We start from the raw sequence: 2,249 nt of genomic DNA, 5'->3' as shown, positions 1-2,249 counted from the left end.
CTGCGGGTATCGGCGCGCGACCGGTGGGCCGCCGGGTGCTGCCGCGCCGCGGCGCAGCGTCCACCTCCGGTCGCTCCACACCGTCAGAACGTGCTTGTCGCGCACCAAACCCGCGCCGGTCAGCGCCCCGCCGACCTCGATCCGATAGGGGGCGTTCGCGCGGCACAGCGAGTGTTCGACGCGCGGTGCCTCCGGTGTGCAGGGCATGGGTCCTCACGCCATCGGCAGCGGCAGCGGGTTGAGCTCCTGCTCGCCGAGCGGCTGCTCGCGCAGGCCCATCCGCACCGGTGCCTCGAACACGCGGCGGCCGCCGAGATGCCGGAACTTCTGGGAGAAGACCACCGGTTGCAGCCCCGGAACGATGCTGCGGACGACGCTCACCCCGCACTCGGCGACGTCGATCGGCGTGATGTCCACGGCGACGGGCCGATGACCGGCCGCGGCCAGCAGCGCCACGATTTCGTCCACATCGGACTCACTCGGTCGCCGGGACGGCGGCACCTGCTGCAGCGGCCCCTCGCGCGTCCAGTCCAGCAGTTCGGCGCGGTCCGCGCGGCAGTAGTAGAGGTAGAAGTCCCACATGTGCCCCAACGTGACGCCGTCCTCGGGCACCGCGCGGGTCCGCAACAGGCCGTCGATCTGGCAGAACCCGAGTTCCAGTTCCTCGCAGGCGCCGAGCAGCGCTTCGCCGGTGTCCAGCGCGGATCGGCTGGAGTGCAGGACGATCGGCCGTTCCGGAGTCGTCAGCCGCCCCTGCAGCAGGATCGTCGGGATGCCGAGGTCCGTCGTGATGTCCTTGGCGATGACCTCGATACCGCGCAGCCGCATCCGTTCCACCACGGTGCGCACCGCACCCGGCGGGAGGCCGTCCAGGTCGAGGCTGGGCGCGCGGAGCCGGTTGTACCAGTAGATCGCGAAGGCATCGCGTTCGACCACTTCGAGCAGCCCGCCGCGAAGCGCCTGGTCGCGGGTACTACCCGCGGCCAGCCCGGTGGAGACCGAATTCAACAGGCGTTCGCGGCGGTTCGGCGCCTTGTAGGGCACGTAAACGGTGCCTGCAGGCACGTAGCGCGGTTGCCCGGTGCTCAGGTCGACTCCCACGACCCAGTCGATCACCAGCTCCGGGTGGTAGGGCGCGAAACGCCGGAACGAGCGGTATTCCGCCGGTGAACCCAGCGGCAGCTCGCGCGGATCCACCGCGGCGGCGCCCAGCTCCGACAACGAGCCGCGCACGAAGTCGTCCGGATCGTAGATGCCCGCCGCGTAGCGCTCCAGCCCCTCGCCCAGCGCGCACACGCGTGCTTCCAGCGGATCGTGCTTGGCCGAGCCGCTCACCGTCCACGCCGAGACCGCGGAGAACCACCCCGTCTCCGTGCCGCCGACGGTGTTGGCCAGCGTCGTTTCCGAACCCTCCGGGCGCCGGTCCTGAACCGAGGCGAAGATGCCGGTGAGCGGGTCGATGGCGCGCTGCATCCGCTGCCAGCTCGCGGCGAGCGCGGGCGCCGTTCCGTCCTGCTGGGGCGGCGTGCGCACCTCGCGAGCGCAGGCGGGACACCCCGGCAGGTGCAGAGCGGGATGCCGCGTGCTCGCCCAGGAATCCAAGTCCAGTTCGACGAGTTCGGCCGCATCGCCACCATCGCCGGTACCGGCACCCACCGCGCGCAACACGGTGTGCGCCACCAGCCCGATCATGGCGTCGTGGCTGGGCCAGCCGGGCTCCGAGCAGGTGCCGAGCAGCAGTTCCAGCGGCGCGTCGGCGATGTCCTGGCCGGGCCAGTTCGCGCGGATCCGCCGGACCACGCACAGCGGGCACGCCGTGCTCGGCGGGCGCAGCACCGCGGTGTGGAGTTTCCGCGGTGTGCAGGCGAAAACGACGATCGGTGCCCGGTTCCCGAGCGCGCGTTCGGTCACGGCCCGCAGGTCGTCCTCCGGCGCGACGAGCGGAAGCACCCAAGCCTGCGCGGGGCGGCCGTCCGTCCCGTCGCGGCCCGTCGCGTCGCGGGCAGTCCCGTCGCGGGCCGCCGCGTCGCAGGTCGTCGCGATCCCGTTGTCCCGCAGGGACGATGCGATCGAGGTGCTCAGCTGATCATCGCCCAGCACCCGCACCGTTCCGGCTTGCGCGCGCGGAGGCTCGTAGGCGAGGTGCCTGCGCAGCGGTTGATCGGCGGGCACCAGCACGCCGCGTTCGGCGAGCCCGGCGAGGGTGCTGTCCGGGAGTTCCCACCACGCCACCTCCGCCGTTGCGCCGG

2 protein-coding genes are annotated in these 2,249 nt (G+C 72.3%); both read right to left on the bottom strand.

From position 1 onward, the window contains the following. Nucleotides 1-207 (bottom strand): hypothetical protein (locus tag IJH84_RS11590; RefSeq protein ID WP_295143856.1); only part of this gene is annotated, 207 nt, incomplete at its 3' end. 6 nt (nt 208-213) lie between these two features. After that, nucleotides 214-2,249: YcaO-like family protein (locus IJH84_RS11585; RefSeq protein WP_295143853.1), on the bottom strand; the 2,036-nt coding region annotated here is incomplete at its 5' end.

The organism is Saccharopolyspora sp., assembly GCF_017434145.1.
In the GTDB taxonomy this organism is placed as follows: Bacteria; Actinomycetota; Actinomycetes; order Mycobacteriales; family Pseudonocardiaceae; genus Saccharopolyspora_C; species Saccharopolyspora_C galaxeae.
This window is presented reverse-complemented; position numbering and strand designations above follow the sequence as displayed.